General features: G+C 70.2%; 12 protein-coding genes. 6 read left to right on the forward strand and 6 right to left on the reverse strand.

Annotated elements, in window-relative coordinates; translation table 11 throughout:
• Positions 1-7: 7 nt before the first annotated feature.
• Complete coding sequence (locus tag AC3CF1_RS31900) at positions 8-2,155, forward strand: 3-hydroxyacyl-CoA dehydrogenase NAD-binding domain-containing protein (protein ID WP_488451927.1); 2,148 nt, start codon at positions 8-10, stop codon at positions 2,153-2,155.
• A gap of 4 nt (positions 2,156-2,159) precedes the next feature.
• Here AC3CF1_RS31900 and AC3CF1_RS31905 read toward each other — a convergent pair whose 3' ends face one another.
• The 3 genes from AC3CF1_RS31905 to AC3CF1_RS31915 form a co-directional block, all read right to left on the reverse strand.
• A complete protein-coding gene (locus AC3CF1_RS31905; RefSeq protein WP_488451928.1) occupies positions 2,160-4,106 on the reverse strand; it encodes a GMC family oxidoreductase N-terminal domain-containing protein in 1,947 nt (648 codons plus the stop codon).
• 151 nt (positions 4,107-4,257) lie between these two features.
• Positions 4,258-4,395, reverse strand: a complete 138-nt coding sequence (locus AC3CF1_RS31910; RefSeq protein ID WP_488451929.1) for an ABC transporter ATP-binding protein C-terminal domain-containing protein — start codon at positions 4,393-4,395, stop codon at positions 4,258-4,260.
• 226 nt (positions 4,396-4,621) lie between these two features.
• A complete protein-coding gene (locus tag AC3CF1_RS31915; protein ID WP_088947601.1) occupies positions 4,622-5,773 on the reverse strand; it encodes an acyl-CoA dehydrogenase family protein in 1,152 nt (383 codons plus the stop codon).
• Positions 5,774-5,848: 75 nt separating this feature from the next.
• On the opposite strand from AC3CF1_RS31915, the gene AC3CF1_RS31920 reads away from it, so the two are divergent.
• Entirely contained in the window at positions 5,849-7,339 is a 1,491-nt protein-coding gene (locus AC3CF1_RS31920) for an aldehyde dehydrogenase family protein (RefSeq protein ID WP_488451930.1), read from the forward strand.
• A 1-nt stretch (position 7,340) separates the two neighbouring features.
• Here the strand turns inward: AC3CF1_RS31920 and AC3CF1_RS31925 are convergent, their stop codons facing one another.
• A complete protein-coding gene (locus AC3CF1_RS31925; protein ID WP_088947603.1) occupies positions 7,341-8,021 on the reverse strand; it encodes a GntR family transcriptional regulator in 681 nt (226 codons plus the stop codon).
• Positions 8,022-8,065: 44 nt separating this feature from the next.
• Between AC3CF1_RS31925 and AC3CF1_RS31930 the strand changes: the two genes are divergently transcribed.
• From AC3CF1_RS31930 to AC3CF1_RS31945, 4 genes are read left to right on the forward strand one after another with little or no spacing between them, the layout of a single operon-like run.
• Positions 8,066-8,887, forward strand: coding sequence for an enoyl-CoA hydratase-related protein (locus tag AC3CF1_RS31930; RefSeq protein WP_488451931.1), 822 nt, complete (start codon positions 8,066-8,068; stop codon positions 8,885-8,887).
• Positions 8,884-10,041 carry a CaiB/BaiF CoA transferase family protein gene (locus AC3CF1_RS31935; protein WP_393395256.1) on the forward strand — a complete coding sequence of 386 codons (1,158 nt, stop codon included), beginning with the start codon at positions 8,884-8,886 and terminating at the stop codon, positions 10,039-10,041. Before AC3CF1_RS31930 ends, AC3CF1_RS31935 begins: the two co-directional genes overlap by 4 nt.
• Positions 10,041-11,069: an LLM class F420-dependent oxidoreductase gene (locus tag AC3CF1_RS31940; RefSeq protein ID WP_330467973.1), complete on the forward strand. Its 1,029-nt coding sequence runs from the start codon at positions 10,041-10,043 to the stop codon at positions 11,067-11,069. Before AC3CF1_RS31935 ends, AC3CF1_RS31940 begins: the two co-directional genes overlap by 1 nt.
• Before the next feature lie 28 nt (positions 11,070-11,097).
• The gene (locus tag AC3CF1_RS31945) at positions 11,098-12,234 is read left to right on the forward strand and encodes an acyl-CoA dehydrogenase family protein (RefSeq protein WP_330467972.1); all 1,137 of its coding nucleotides are present in this window, start codon (positions 11,098-11,100) and stop codon (positions 12,232-12,234) included.
• On the opposite strand, the gene AC3CF1_RS31950 is transcribed toward AC3CF1_RS31945, so the two are convergent.
• Both AC3CF1_RS31950 and AC3CF1_RS31955 read right to left on the reverse strand, forming a co-directional pair.
• Positions 12,220-12,957, reverse strand: a complete 738-nt coding sequence (locus AC3CF1_RS31950; RefSeq protein WP_488451932.1) for a TetR/AcrR family transcriptional regulator — start codon at positions 12,955-12,957, stop codon at positions 12,220-12,222. The two genes, AC3CF1_RS31945 and AC3CF1_RS31950, sit on opposite strands and share 15 nt — an antisense overlap.
• Before the next feature lie 288 nt (positions 12,958-13,245).
• The gene (locus AC3CF1_RS31955) at positions 13,246-14,484 is read right to left on the reverse strand and encodes an ATP-grasp domain-containing protein (RefSeq protein ID WP_247672262.1); all 1,239 of its coding nucleotides are present in this window, start codon (positions 14,482-14,484) and stop codon (positions 13,246-13,248) included.
• Between the last annotated feature and the right edge of the window lies 1 nt (position 14,485).

The following is a 14,485-nucleotide window of genomic DNA, read 5'->3' on the forward strand; positions in this document are numbered from 1 at the left end:
GTCACGAATGGTCAACACAATCCGGTGGGAGCGCGGCGATGACGGCATCGTCCTGCTCACCCTCGACCACCCCGGGCGTTCGGCGAACGTGATGAACGACGAATTCGGTGCGAGCCTCGTAGCGACGGTCGATCGGCTCGAAGCCGAGCGCGACCAGATCACCGGCGTGGTCATCACCTCGGCCAAGAAGACCTTCTTCGCCGGCGGCGACCTGGAAGCCCTGCTGCGGCTGACGCCGGCCGACGCCGAGACCTCGGCGGCGAACACCCGCATGCTCAAGAACGCGGTACGCCGACTGGAGACACTCGGTCGTCCGGTCGTGGCCGCCATCAACGGCTCGGCCCTCGGTGGCGGGCTGGAACTCGCCCTGGGCTGCCACCACCGCATCGTGCTCGACAACCCGGCCATCGAGATCGGCTTCCCAGAGGTCACCCTCGGCCTGCTGCCGGGCTGCGGTGGCGTCGTGCGCAGCGTCCGGCTGCTGGGCGTGACCGACGCGCTGACCAACTGGCTGCTCCGCGGCCAGCGGCGCCGACCGCAGGACGCACTCGCGCACGGGCTGGTCGACGAGATCGCCCCGGATGACGCGGCCATGCTGGGCGCGGCCCGTGCCTGGGTCACCGCCAACCCCGAAGCGGCCCAGCCGTACGACCGCAAGGGCTACAAGATTCCCGGCGGCACCCCGTCCACCCCCGCGCTCGCCGCCCAGTTGCCGGCGATGCCAGCCATTCTGCGTCAGCAGCTCAAGGGCGCGCCCTACCCCGCCCCGCTCAACATCCTCGCTGCCGCCGTCGAAGGCGCACAGGTCGACCTGGACACCGCCTTCACCATCGAGGGACGGTACTTCACCGAACTGGCCACCGGTCAGATCGCCAAGAACATGATCAAAGCACTCTTCTTCGACGTGCAGACCGCCGGATCGCGGGACATCGGCGCGGGCCACCCGCCGCTGCGGCGGGTGGCGGTCATCGGCGCGGGCATGATGGGCGCCGCCATCGCCTACGTGTGTGCTCGGGCCGGGATGCAGGTCGTGCTCAAGGACGTGACCCTCCTGGGGGCGCTGCGGGGGAGGGACTACTCGGTGGGCCTGCTCGACAAGGCCGTCGCCCGCGGTGTGTCCACGCTGGACGAGCGGGACGCGATCCTGGCCCGGATCCAGGCGACCGAGGACATCGCCGACCTCGCCGACGTCGACCTCGCCATCGAGGCGGTCTTCGAGGATCCCGCCCTCAAACACAAGGTGTACGCCGAGATCGAGCAGGTCGCACCGAACGCGCTCATCGCCTCCAACACGTCGACCCTGCCGATCACCCTGCTCGCCGAGGGCGTCAGCAAGCCGGAGGAGTTCATCGGCCTGCACTTCTTCTCGCCGGTGGACAAGATGCCGCTGGTCGAGGTGATCCGCGGCGAGCGCACCAACGAGGCCACGCTGCAACGGGCCCTCGGCCTCGTACGTCGGCTCCGCAAGACGCCCGTCGTCGTCAACGACAGCCGCGGATTCTTCACCAGCCGGGTCATCGGGACGTTCACCAACGAGGGCATCGCGATGCTGGCCGAGGGAATTCCGGCCGCAACCATCGAGCAGGCCAGCAGCCAGGCCGGATACCCCGCACCGGTCCTGGCGCTGATGGACGAGCTCACCCTCACCCTGCCCCGCAAGATCCGGCAGGAGACGGCCGCGGCCACGGTCGCCGCCGGCGGCACCTGGCAGCCGCACGCCGCCGACGCGGTCATCGACCGGATGATCGACGACTGCGGGCGGCCCGGACGCTCGGGTGGCGCTGGCTTCTACGACTACCGCGACGGTAAGCGGGTCGGCCTCTGGCCGGGCCTGCGGGACAACTTCGGCGGTACGAACCTCGGCACGCCCTTCGAGGACCTCAAGGAGCGGCTGCTCTTCATCGAGGCGGTCGAGTCGGTGAGGTGCCTCGAAGACGGGGTGCTCACCTCGGTGGTCGACGCCAACGTCGGTTCGATCCTCGGCATCGGTTACCCGAGCTGGACCGGCGGCGTCGTTCAGTACATCAACCAGTACGAGGGCGGGCTGCCGGGCTTCGTGGCTCGCGCGCGGGTGCTCGCGCAGCGCTACGGTGACCGGTTCAGCCCGCCCCAACTGCTGTTGGCCATGGCCGACCGGGGCGAGCGGTTCGAATAGTTGGTCAGAGCCCGGTGGCGAGTCGTTGGGCGTTCATGTACGCGATGGCCTCGACGGAGATCATCGGGTTGACGCCCAACGACGCCGGGAAGGTGGACGCGTCGGCGAGGACCAGGTTCGGGACCTCCCACGTGGCACCGTCGGGCCCGGCTACCGACGTGGCCCGGCTGCCGCCCATGCGGGCCGCGCCCATGATGTGCAGGGCGGCCATGGCGACCTGACCGGGCGCGGTCCCCAGGGTGTCCGTGTGGCGGATGAAGTCCTCGATGGAGCCCTTGCCGCTTTCCCAGATCGTGCCGCGCTGATGACCGGAGAACAGCTTGCGGGCGCCGGCCGCCTCGACGATGCGAGCGGCACCGGCGATCCCGGCCCGCATGTGGGCGGCGTCGTAGGCGGAGAGGCGGTAGTGCACCACCGGCTCGCCGTCGCTGCCGACCTTGACCTGTCCGCTGTCGCGGTCGCGGGTGATGATGCCGACCCCGCTGAGGTTCGGCAGCGACCGCATCTGGTCCAGGTGGGTCCGGGCGCCTGTCCAGCTCATGAAGGACACGGCGGTGGCCGGGTTGGTGGCGGCGGTCTCGTAGATGACGCCGTAGCCGAGGCCATCGAGATCGGCGTGTTCGGTGGAGTACCGGGTCTGCATTCCGCCCTCCCACGGGCGGACCTCCTCGGCGAACACGCCCCAGACGCCGGTGGCCGGGTGCAGATGGAGGTGCCGGCCGATGTTCGGGTTCGTGAGGCCGGAGCGGCGCAACAGGGCCGGCGTCTGCACGCTGCCGGCCGAGGCGACCACCGCGCGGGCGCGAATGATCACCGGGTGACCGTCGGCGGTGTGGCCGGCGACGCCGGTCGCCCTGCCGGCCGTGATGGTGACCGTGCGGACGTCGACGTCGACGAGAAGGCGCGCACCTGCGCGTTGGGCGTCGACGAGCCAGGTCTTGGTCGCGGATTTCTTGGCGCCGATGCGGCAGCCCAGGCCGCACCGCCCGCACTCGATGCCGGTGTCGCAGCCGTCGACGTTGCGGGGCATCTCGTCGACATGCCAGCCGAGCGTGGTCAGTCCGCGTTCCATGAGCGCGTCGCGGGACGAGATCCGGCCGTGGTCGCGGTTGACGCCGAGCCGGGACCACACCGCGTCGAGGCAACGCTCGTACTCGTCCGTGGCGAACTGTGGGACGCCCAGCGCGGCCCACTCGTCGCGAACCCGAGGCGGGGTGCGAAACGACGTGGTGTAGTTGACCACGGTGCCGCCACCGAGGCACTGCCCCTGGAGAATGCTCAGTTGGCCCTCTGCGGTGGCCGACGGGCCCGGGGCGTAGAGCCGCGACAATCCAGACAGCTCCCCGCCGTCGAAGTCCCTGTCGTCGTAGTACTCGCCCTTCTCCACGACGATCACGTCGAGGCCGTGCCCGGCGAGGACGGCCGCGGCGGTGCCGCCGCCAGCACCCGATCCGACGATGACGACGTCGCAGTCCAGGGTGGTGGCCACGGACGGACGGATCGGCGCCAGGACGGGCTCGGAGGCGTCGGTCCTGGTGCCGAGCGGTCCGGGGTAACCGATGGCGGGCCACACCGGCGATCGACCGGTCGGCCCGGGCGCCATGTAGTAGGACAGGGTGGCCGCGCCCTTGAGCGCCTGGAAGAGCGCCCGCTTGCGGGTGACGCCCGATTCGGCCAGACCCAGCAGCATCCGCTCGCGGCGCTGCTGGGTCTGCCGGGAGAACCGCCGTGCGCCGCCGCCGAGGATCAACTGGGTGGCGGGGGAGTCCCACAGATCCAGCAGTTGGAGGAACTGCCTGACCTCGGCGGCGCGAGGGTTGTGCAGGACCAGCGCGGCCATGATGTCGACCGCGCCGAGCTGACTGGCCGACGGGAGGTCGGCCCCATCGCCCGGTGCGAACGTGTCGCAGATGCTTGCCAGGGCGGCGCGCTGTCTGGCAGATAATTCCATGATTCTTCCATTCAGAGCGGTGGGCGGGGTTTCGCGTGTCCGGCGCCAGGCGCGGGGTGGTGCCGAAGGCCGACCATTGGCCGGATGACCCCGGCGGCGGTCAGCAGCGCCGTCGTTTTTCCCGCACCGCGGTCCGGTCGCAGGGCATCGCTCACGGCACGAGCTCCGATCCGAGATACGCGGTACGCACGGCCGGGTCGGAGAGCACGGCGCGCGGCGTCCCGGAGGCGATGACGGCCCCGTAGTCCAGGGCGTACACGCGAATCGCTGGCGCGGGAACCCTCTTCATGCTTACGGCACTGTAAATCACGCGTAACTTCTTGGGAAGGGTTCTGAACCTCGCACTAAGCAGGACAACTGCCGGACTGCTCGGCTTTCCGCTGGAGGGCTGTGTCGCCGGAGGGTGATGGTGAACCATGACTAACAAAGCACCCCGGCCGGTGAGTGTTCGGCACACTCGTCGGCCGGGGTGTCCGCCGTCGGTGGACGTGTCATCGACGGCGTGTCGCTGAGCCCTACCGCATGTGGTCGGACAGTCCGTAGGTCTTCGCGATGATCTCGCGCTGGATCTCGCTGGTGCCGCCGTAGACGGTGGACACGACCGAGGACCGGACCAGGCGCTCCATGTCGAACTCGGTCGCGTACCCGTAGCCGCCCATCATCTGCATGGCGTCCAGGGCGACGCGGCGGGCGGTCTCGGTGGCCTTGAGTTTCGCCATCGAGCTCTCCCGGGGCAGCAACGTGTCCGGAGAGCGGTCGACCTGGGCTGCGGTGTTGTAGACCAGGAGCCGGGCGCACTCGATCTCGGTGGCCAGGTCGGCCAGGCGATGCCGGATCACCTGGAACGACCCGATCGGCCGGCGGAACTGCTGCCGGTTCTTGACGTATTCCACGACGTCGTCGAACGCCCGCTGCGCGGTGCCGAGCATCAGGCTGGCGAGGATCAGCCGCTCCATGTTGAGCCCGGCCATCAGCTGCCGCCAGCCGTTGTCGATCTGGCCGACCACGGCGTCGGCGGGCAGCGCGCAGTCGGCGAAGTAGAGGTCGTTGACCTCCCGGCCGCCCATGGTGTCGATACCGGAGATCGTCAGTCCGGGTGCGTTAGCGGGGACCAGGAACATGGTCAGGCCGTCGTGGTCGCCGGCCCGGCCCGACGTGCGGGCGACCAGCAGAATGTGCTCGGCGAGATGGGCGTTGGAACACCAGGTCTTCTGGCCGTTGATGAGGAATCCGTCGCCCCGGCGCTCGGCGCGGCAGCTCAGGTTGGCCACGTCCGAGCCGGCCTCGGGCTCGGACATCGCGACCGCCTCGACGACGCCGCGGGCCACCCCGCTCAGGATGAGCTTCTTCTGCTCCGCCGAACCGAACCGCACGTAGGTGGCGGCGACGATGATCGACGTGGTGAAACCGCCGATCGGCGCCATCGCTCTGGCGGTCCCCTCCAGAAAGAGGCAGAGCTCCACCATCCCCGCGCCACCGCCGTCGAACTCCTCCGGCAGCGACAGGCCCAGCCAGCCGAGGTCGGCCATCTTGCGATACAACTCCGGGCTGTGGGGTTCCCGTCCGCCGTTGGTGAGTCTCTGCCGTTGCTCACGGGTTCCGGCCTCGCGGCGGCAGAAATCCTGCACGGCCGCGACAAGGGACCGTTGCTCGTCGCTCCATTCCACAGCTGTACCTCCAGCGTCGCAAAGGGATTGACAGCAAGGCTAGACTATCGAATATCAAATGTCAGGAGGCTGCCGATGACGTCCCTCGTTGAGCACCCTCGCCGGTTGCACGTCGTCGACCCGATCACCGGCGAGTCCCGCACCGATTACGACCTAGCAGACGAGGCCGCGGTGAGTGCCGCCGTGCAACAGGCCCGCGAGGCGGCCGGCTGGTGGTCCGGCCTGGACGCACGTCAACGTCGGCGTCATCTGCTCGCCTACAAGGCACTCGTCGCGAGCCGCATCGGCGAGCTGGCCGAGCTCATCCGCAGCGAGACCGGCAAGTCCCTCGCCGGGGCCCAGCTGGAGGTGATGCTCGCCGTCGAGCACCTGGACTGGGCCGCCCGGCACGCCCGGCATGTGCTGAAACGACGGTCGGTGTCCTCCGGCCTGCTCGCGTTCAATCAGGCCAGCTCCGTGGAGTACGTGCCGTACGGCGTCGTCGGCGTGATCGGGCCGTGGAACTATCCGGTCTACACGCCGATGGGGGCGATATCGCACGCGCTGGCCGCCGGCAACGCGGTGGTCTTCAAGCCCAGCGAGTACACCCCCGGCGTCGGCCTGTGGCTGGCCCAGCGTTGGAGCGAGCTGCATCCCGACCGACCGGTCCTGCAGGCCGTCACGGGTGACGGCACGACCGGGGCCGCGCTGTGCCGGGCAGGGGTCGACAAGATCGCGTTCACCGGGTCGGCCGCGACGGCACGGGCGGTCATGGCCGCCTGCGCCGAGAACCTGATCCCCGTCGTTATCGAGGGCGGCGGCAAGGACGCGCTCATCGTCACGGCCGACGCCGACCTCGACGCGGCCGCCCAGGCGGCCGTGTTCGGTGGCCTGGGCAACGCCGGGCAGACGTGCGCCGGAGTCGAGCGCGTCTACGTCGAGCAGGCCGTGTACGAGCCGTTCCTGGCCAAGCTGGCCGATCTGGTGCGGCAGGTCCGGCCGGGTGCCGAACCGGATGCGGCGTACGGGCCGATGAGCACGCCGGCCCAGCCGGGCATCGTGCTGAGCCACATCACCGACGCGATCGACCGGGGTGGCCGGGCGGTCGTCGGTGACACGAGTTCGGTGCGGCCTCCGTTCGTCGAGCCGGTCCTGCTGGCCGACGTCCCCGAGGACAGCACGGCGGTCACCGACGAGACCTTCGGTCCGGTGCTGGTGGTCAACCCGGTGGCCGACGCCGACGAGGCGCTACGCCGGACGAACGCGACCAGCTACGGGCTCTCCGGCTCGATCTTCACGCGCCATCGCCGCCGCGGACTGGCGCTCGCCGCGCGGCTGCGCGCGGGCGCGGTGTCGGTCAACTCGGTGCTCGGGTACGCCGGTGTGCCGTCACTGCCCTTCGGCGGCGTCGGCGACTCGGGCTTCGGGCGGGTCCACGGCGCGGACGGCCTGCGTGAGTTCAGCCGCCCGCGGTCGGTCACCTGGCAGCGGTTCCGGCCGGCGATCGACGTGATGACGTTGCAGCCGACCGCTTCCGCCATGCGGACCTCGTTGGCGATGTTCAAGTGGCGTCATGGTCGCCGGTGACTCACCCGCTCCACATCCCCAGACCATCGAGATGCTTCACCAACCGCTCTGCGCCGTCGGTGAAGTGGCGGGCCATGACGGGCCGGACGGTGACCGGGTCGTGGGCATCGAGCGCGTTGAGCAGGGCCTCGTGATCGGCGATCATGCTCGCCCGCCACTCCGGGTCGGCCGCGTAGAACCGCGATGGCGTGTAGCGCGTTGCCGTCCGCAGCAGCCAGGACAACTTGCGCGCGTCGGTCAGCCGGTTGATGCTGCGGTGGAACTCGAACTCGAGCTGCTCGACCCGGCTGACCTGCCTGGCCTGGGCGGCCCGGCGCAGCCGCTCGTGCTGCTGCCGCAGGTCGTCGAGTTGGGCCGGCGTGATGCTGACGGCGACCCGGGCGGCGAGCTCGCCGGCGATGTGACCCTGCAGGCTGAACACGTCGATGATGTCCTGCCTGGACAGCGGCGCGACCACGTGGCCCCGCCGCGGCTGCAGCTCGACCATGTCCTCCGCGCGCAGCATCAGCAGGGCCTCGCGCACCGGCGTGATGCTCAGCCCGGTCTCCTGCGCGACCTCCTCGAGCCGGATCCGCTCACCGGGGCGCAGCTGCCCCGACATGATCCGGTCGCGCAGCAGGCTCGCCACCGTCTCTGACAGCTGAGGATGAGAAACGTCCTGGACCTTGCTCCGCTCCGCCACACCGATAAGAGTATCAAATGTCAAATGTCACAAGAGATGCGTCGATGAGGTCGTTCCTGCGGGAGGCCGAACCGGCCGGTCGCGGTCTGCGGGCCGCGACCCACGCCGGGGTCCGCACGATCTGGTTCGACCGGCCCGACCAGCGGAACGCGATGACGCTGGACATGTTCCGCGACTACTACGCGGCGTTGCAGGCCGCCGACGCGGATCCGCAGGTGCGGGCGATCGTGGTGACCGGTGCCGGCGACTGGTTCTGTGTGGGCGCCGACCCGGAGGCGCTGCACGCGCTGCTCGACGAGCGTCACCGCGACCGGCTGGTGGACGATTTCGGCTTCGCACCCCATCTGCCTTTGACGCTCGGAACGCCGATCGTCGCGGCGGTCAACGGCGGCGCCGCCGGCCTCGGCCTGGTCCACGCGCTCTATGCCGACGTGCGGTTCCTGTCGTCGCAGGCACGCCTGGCCGCCGCGTTCAGCCGGCTCGGCCTCATCGCCGAGTACGGCAGCGCCTGGCTGCTGCCCCGGCTGGTCGGTGTCGGCAACACGCTCGATCTGCTGGTGTCCGGGCGCAAGATCGACGCCGCAGAGGCGTTCCGGATCGGACTGGTGCAACGGGTGCTCCCACGCGACGAGGTGCTGGCCGAGGCACAAGCCTATGCCGCCGATCTCGCCGCGCACTGCTCACCGGCGTCCATGGCGGTCATCCGCCGGCAGGTGTGGTCGGGCCTGGAGACCGGGGCCGCCGAGGCCGCCGCCGACGCCAACCGGCTCATGGCCGCGTCCCTCGCCGGGGCCGAGTTCGGTGAGGCCCTCGCCAGCCAGGTCCAGGGGCGTGCTCCCCGCTTCGCGGCGCGGTCCGGCGCATGAACGGCCCGCTGGACGGCATCCGCGTCGTGGAACTCGCCGGGATCGGCCCGGGCCCGTTCGCGGCGATGCTGCTGGCCGACCTGGGCGCCGACGTCGTCCGGGTCGACCGACCGGAGCCGGGCGCGCTGTCGGCTGGCTCCCCGGGACGGGACCTGCTCAACCGGGGCAAGCGGTCGGTCGTCGTGGACCTGAAGCATCCCGACGGGGCCGAGGTGGTCCTCGGACTGGCCGACCATGCCGCGATCATGATCGAGGGCTGGCGTCCCGGGGTGGCCGAACGGCTGGGCATCGGACCGCAGGTTGCGTTGGAGCGCAACCCGGGCCTCGTCTACGGACGAATGACCGGATGGGGACAGCAGGGGCCGCTGGCCCGCGCCGCCGGCCACGACATCGACTACATCGCCGTCGCCGGCGCACTCCATCCGATCGGCCGCGCCGGCGAGCCGCCGCAGATTCCGCTCAACCTCGTCGGTGACTTCGGTGGTGGCGCGCTCTACCTCGTCGTCGGCTGCCTGGCGGCGCTGCACGTGGCCCGGACCACCGGGCGCGGGCAGGTCGTCGACGCCGCCATCGTCGACGGCACGGCCCACCTCACCACGATGTTCACCGGCCTCCTCGCTGCCGGCGCGTGGCAGCCCGAGCGTGGCCGCAACCTGCTCGACGGCGGGGCGCCGTTCTACGACGTCTACGCGACCTCTGATGGCGGTTACATGGCGGTCGGCGCACTGGAACCCCAGTTCTACGCCGAACTCCTGCGGCTGCTCGGGCTGGCCGACGTGGACCTGCCGGCCCAGCACGACGTCGCCGGATGGCCGGTGCTGCGCGAACGCTTCGCGAAGGTCTTCGCCGAGGGCACCCGCGACGAGTGGACGAAGCTGTTTGATGGCACCGACGCCTGCGTGGCGCCGGTGCTGTCGCTCGCCGAGGCGCAACGCCATCCGCACCTGGTGGCCCGCGCGACGTTCGAGGAGCACTCCGACGTCCGGCAGCCCGCGGTGGCGCCCCGCCTGTCGCGGACACCGGGGGCGATCGGCGGCAGCCCGCCGGTGCCGGGCGCGGACACCGAGGCCGTGCTCACCGAGTGGGGTCTCGGCGCACACCGACAGCGGTGGCTGGACAACGGCGCCGTCAGCCAGACACAAGGAGTTCGCTGATGCGGATCGCGACACCGTTGGCCTATGCCACGGACCCCAGGAGCGGTGCGGACGCCGTGGCCGACTGGGAGCATGACGGCCTCGACGTGGTCTGGGTATCGGAGGCCTACGGCTTCGACGCCCCGACCATCATGGGCTACCTCGCCGCGAAGACGACCCGGTTGCAGATCGGCTCCGCCATCCTGCCCATCTACTCCCGAACCCCGGCGCTGCTGGCACAGACCGCGGCCGGCCTGGACGCGATCTCGGGGGGCCGCGCCATCCTCGGCCTCGGCGCGTCCGGACCGCAGGTGATCGAGGGATGGCACGGCGTCGCCTACGACCGACCGCTCGGACGGACCCGCGAGGTGATCCGGATCTGTCGGCAGGTGTGGCGACGCGAGACGCTGATCCAGGACGGCATCTACCGGCTGCCGTTGCCCGCCGGGGAGGGCACCGGCCTCGGCAAACCGCTGAAGATCCTCACCCACCCGGTCCGCGACCACATCCCGATCTACGTGGCCAGCCTGGGTGACAAGAACGTGCAGATGACCGCCGAGCTCGCCGACGGGTGGCTGCCCTTCCTGTACGACCCCGAGCGCGCGGCCGACGTCTGGGGCGCCGCGTTGACAGCCGGCCAGGCCAAGCGGCCCGACGATCTCGGACCGCTCGAGGTCGTGGCCGGCGGCCCACTGGCCATCGGACCGGACGTGACCGGCCTGCGCGACCTCGCCCGGCCACTGATCGCCCTGTACGTCGGTGGCATGGGCGCCAAGGGTCGCAACTTCTACCACGACCTGCTGTGCCGCTACGGCTACGCCGCCGAGGCGAGCCGCATCCAGGAGCTCTATCTGGCTGGTCGCAAAGCGGAGGCTGCCGCCGCCGTGCCGGCGGAACTGCTGGAACGCACCAGCCTGATCGGGCCGCAGAGCTACGTGCGGGACCGCGTCCAGGCCTATCGCGACGCCGGCGTCACGATCCTCAACGTCACGCCGCTGGGCTCCGATCCGCGGCGCCTCATCGCCTCAGTGAAGGACATGGCCCGGTAGGGACCTGTGGAGCAAGGAGCTGACGTACATGGCGAACCGCACCATCTTCTCCGACGACCACCTCGCGTTCACCGAACTGGTGCGCGCCTTCATCGACAAGGAGATCGCGCCGCACCACGACCGCTGGGAAGCCGACGGCATCGTCGACCGCGGCCTGTGGCGGGCCGCCGGCGCCGCCGGCCTGCTGGGCTTCTCCGTCGACGAGCGGTACGGCGGCGGAGGGGTGACGGACCGGCGCTTCAGCGCCGTCCTCACCGAGGAACTGGCCCGTGCGGGCGCGAGCGGCCCGGCGTTCGGCCTGCACAACGACATCATCGGGCCGTACCTCACCGACCTGACCAACGACGAGCAGAAGCAGCGGTGGCTGCCGGGCTTCTGCTCCGGCGATATCATCACCGCGATCGCCATGTCCGAACCTGGCGCCGGCAGCGACCTACAGGGCATCACGACCACCGCGGTCCGCGACGGCGACACCTACGTCCTCAACGGGCAGAAGACCTTCATCAGCAACGGCATCCTGGCCGACCTGGTCATCGTCGTGGCCCGCACCGATCCGGGAGCGAGGCACCGGGGGATCAGCCTGTTGGTGGTCGAGCGGGGCATGGACGGCTTCGAGCGCGGCCGCAACCTCGACAAGATCGGGCAGAAGGCGCAGGACACCGCCGAACTGTTCTTCGCCGACGTCCGGGTGCCTGCGGCCAATCTCCTCGGCGTCGAGGGGCAGGGCTTCGCCTACCTGATGCGCAACCTGCCCTTCGAGCGGCTGTCGATCGCCGTCGCGGCGCTCGCCGGTGCCGAGACGGTGTTCGAGCAGACCCTCGCGTACTGCAAGCAGCGCGAGGCATTCGGCCGTCCCATCGGCAGCTTCCAGCACAACCGGTTCGTGCTGGCCGAACTCGCCACCGAACTGCGCCTCGGCCGGGTCTTCGTCGACCAATGCCTGGTCGAACCCGCCCTCACGGCGGAGACGGCGGCGATGGCGAAATGGTGGTGCACCGAGCTGCAACACCGCACCGTCGACCGCTGCCTCCAGTTGCACGGCGGCTACGGCTACATGCGCGAGTATCCGGTGGCCAAGGCGTACCTGGACGCCCGTGTCCAGACGATCTACGGCGGCACCACCGAGATCATGAAGGAGGTGATCGGCCGGTCACTCGGCTTGTGAGTCGCACTCCAACATGGGCACGAGGAACCGCCGGGCCACGGCACGCAGCTGTTCGGCGTCATCGAGGTCGACGACGGCGCTGGGAGTGACGAGGAAGGAGCAGGACAGGCGCGTCATCAACTCGGCCACCACCTCGACGTCCACCGTCTCGGAGATGGTGCCGGCGTGTTGCTCGCGGCGGAGTTGGCCGGCGACGAACCGTTGCACCGTGGCCAGCGTACGCCCGCCGTCGCTGGTCATCGAGGGGATGACCGCGTCCGGTTCGGCGGTCATCAGCCCCCCGATCAGCGGGTTGCGGCGGAAAGCCTGCAACGCGCTGACGAAGCCCAGCACCACCCGGTCGCCGACGGTCGCCGCCTGCTGGATGTCGAGGAGGAACTGGTCGAAGTAGCGACGGAACTCCCGCCGGACCACCTGCTCGACCAGCCTGTCCTTGGTGGCGAACCGGCGGTACGCCGTGATCCGGGAGACGCCGGCCCGGCGGGCCACGTCCTCCATGGTGGACCGCCGGATGCCCATGCGGCAGAACTGCTCGTAGGCGGCGTCGAGAAGCCGTGCGGTGACCTCGTCGCTGTCGTCCGCGCGTTCCAGCGCCTCGGTGAACGCGCGTTCCAGCAGCGACTCCGGGCCGGACGCGGGCAGCAGCGGTTGGCCGCCGTGCCCGTCATGACCTGCCTCGGGTAGCCCGGGGGACGGTGCGTTCGCGGATGCGCTCCGGGCCATGGGCTGCCCTCTCGTGAGATACGGTGACGCACGTCTTGCATCACGGTACCAACCGCGTACCCGCAACGTTGATACCGGCGAGGCCGGTCTCGACGTACGGTTCCCACTCAACCCCGGGTGCCACCGATCGCGTCCTACTCTGCATCCGCTCGTGCACGCGAGGTGTACGCGACCTGGAGAGACGGCGCTGGCCAACACGAGCGGTGGGTTCAGCGCTTTCGTCGGCAGCACCACCCTTCCTACGAAACGGCGGGCAGCGCCGGGTTCTCGGCAGGGCCGTACACACACCTAGGCCTTGCCTCCGCTGGGGACGGTGGTGCGGCCGTCGGCGACGGCGATCTGGAAGGCGGCGTCGATAGCGGCGACGTTGCGGGTGATGTCGCCGCGGGTGGCGGCCCGCATGATGACGACGCCAGCATAGACGGACGAGTCGAGCGGGCCGCTGACGTTGTCGCCGACGCGAGTGGTGATGGTGGCGTCGACGACGCAGTCGAGGCGTAGGAGTTCCTCTCGGCTGGTGATGGCGGTGACGGTGCCGGCGGGGCGGGGCAGCATGTACTGGATCATGTGGTCGTCGCGCGGTGCGGGGGCGATGTCGACGCCGGCGCCGGTGGCGAGGTCGAGGAAGGTGTCCCACAGGTCGATGCCGTACTGGTGGCGGATCTGTGCGGTGATGCCGCCGCCGCCGGGGCGGCAGGCAATCTCACCGATGAGGTAGCCGTCCGGGCTCTTGAAGACTTCGAGATGGGTGACGCCGTCGCGGAGCCCGAGGGCGTCGACGACCTGGGTGTGCAGGTCGGCGATGAGGTGGGTTTCGGGGTCGTGGTCGGGCAGGGTGTACGAGCCGATGACGCCGCCGACACTGTCGAGGACGGGCGCGAAGTAGCGGGACACGGGCGCGAACCGCACGTGACCGTCGATGACCACGCCGTCGCAGTGGTATTCGGCTTCGATGTCGACCATCTGTTCGGCCAGCAGGGGGAACGGTGCGGTGCGCATGGCGGCGCGGCTGTCGTCGGCGAAGACGTCGTGCAGGTGGTCGGGGTCGCGGATGACGACGACGTAACCGGCGCCGCCGCCGCACGCGCGTTTGACGACGACGGGCCAGCCGAGGTGCCGGGCGGCCTCGACCGTGTCGTCGAGGGATTCCATCCGCCGGAACGCGGTGACGGGCAGGCCGGCCGCTGCGAGTTTCTGCTTCATCACGAACTTGTTGGAGAACGCGTTGGCGACCTCGTACCCCGGGCCGGGCAGGCCCAGGTAGGAGCGCAGGTAGCCGCCGGCCTGGACGCTCCACTCGGAGGGTGCGACAACCCAGTCGAAGGGGTGCCTCTCGCGGATTCGCAGCGCGGCGAGTCGTACGCCGGTGAGGTCGGCCACGGAGTCGACGAGTTCGACGTCGGTGCCCGGGTCGTAGAAGTGCCGGTACTTGTCGATGGTGATGACGGAGAGCCGGACGTCGGGGCGGTCCTGCAGGAGCCGGGCTCCGGTGCGGCAGTTGGAGTTGACGAGCAGCACGTTGGGCATG

The sequence above is a fragment of the Micromonospora sp. MGP-C2 genome, from assembly GCF_057766525.1.

What these genes read in the sequence shown, in the direction of transcription:
- AC3CF1_RS31910 (WP_488451929.1), bottom strand. Translation starts at nt 4,395, where the DNA reads ATGAAGAGGGTTCCCGCGCCAGCGATTCGCGTGTACGCCCTGGACTAC.
- AC3CF1_RS31905 (WP_488451928.1), bottom strand. Translation starts at nt 4,106, where the DNA reads ATGGAATTATCTGCCAGACAGCGCGCCGCCCTGGCAAGCATCTGCGAC.
- AC3CF1_RS31900 (WP_488451927.1), top strand. Translation starts at nt 8, where the DNA reads ATGGTCAACACAATCCGGTGGGAGCGCGGCGATGACGGCATCGTCCTG.
- AC3CF1_RS31955 (WP_247672262.1), bottom strand. Translation starts at nt 14,484, where the DNA reads ATGCCCAACGTGCTGCTCGTCAACTCCAACTGCCGCACCGGAGCCCGG.
- AC3CF1_RS31920 (WP_488451930.1), top strand. Translation starts at nt 5,849, where the DNA reads ATGACGTCCCTCGTTGAGCACCCTCGCCGGTTGCACGTCGTCGACCCG.
- AC3CF1_RS31930 (WP_488451931.1), top strand. Translation starts at nt 8,066, where the DNA reads ATGAGGTCGTTCCTGCGGGAGGCCGAACCGGCCGGTCGCGGTCTGCGG.
- AC3CF1_RS31940 (WP_330467973.1), top strand. Translation starts at nt 10,041, where the DNA reads ATGCGGATCGCGACACCGTTGGCCTATGCCACGGACCCCAGGAGCGGT.
- AC3CF1_RS31935 (WP_393395256.1), top strand. Translation starts at nt 8,884, where the DNA reads ATGAACGGCCCGCTGGACGGCATCCGCGTCGTGGAACTCGCCGGGATC.
- AC3CF1_RS31945 (WP_330467972.1), top strand. Translation starts at nt 11,098, where the DNA reads ATGGCGAACCGCACCATCTTCTCCGACGACCACCTCGCGTTCACCGAA.
- AC3CF1_RS31950 (WP_488451932.1), bottom strand. Translation starts at nt 12,957, where the DNA reads ATGGCCCGGAGCGCATCCGCGAACGCACCGTCCCCCGGGCTACCCGAG.